This window comes from Streptomyces durhamensis (assembly GCF_000725475.1).
Taxonomy (GTDB): domain Bacteria; phylum Actinomycetota; class Actinomycetes; order Streptomycetales; family Streptomycetaceae; genus Streptomyces; species Streptomyces filipinensis.
The window spans coordinates 1-394 of the sequence record NZ_JNXR01000128.1; the positions used below are offsets into that span (position 1 = coordinate 1).

The window sequence follows — 394 nt, forward strand, 5'->3', positions numbered from 1 at the left end:
GGCGTACGTCGTCCCGGCGATCGGCGAGAAGAGGTTCACCGTCGCCGCGATCGACCTCGGCATCAAGGGCATGACCCCGCACCGGATGGCCGAGCGCGGGGTGGAAGTGCACGTGCTGCCCGCGACGGCGACCGTCGAGGACGTGTACGCGGTGCACCCGGACGGCGTCTTCTTCTCCAACGGCCCCGGCGACCCCGAGACCGCCGACCACCCGGTGTCGGTCATGCGGGCCGTCCTGGAGCGCGGCACCCCGCTGTTCGGCATCTGCTTCGGCCAGCAGATCCTGGGGCGGGCGCTCGGCTTCGGCACGTACAAGCTGAAGTACGGCCACCGGGGCATCAACCAGCCGGTCCAGGACCGTACGACCGGCAAGGTCGAGGTCACCGCGCACAAC

General features: G+C 70.6%; 1 protein-coding gene. It reads left to right on the top strand.

Features of this window, described 5'->3' with window-relative positions:
- A partial coding sequence (locus IO33_RS0142085) for a glutamine amidotransferase-related protein (protein WP_031174348.1) occupies positions 1-394 on the top strand: 394 nt, incomplete at both ends.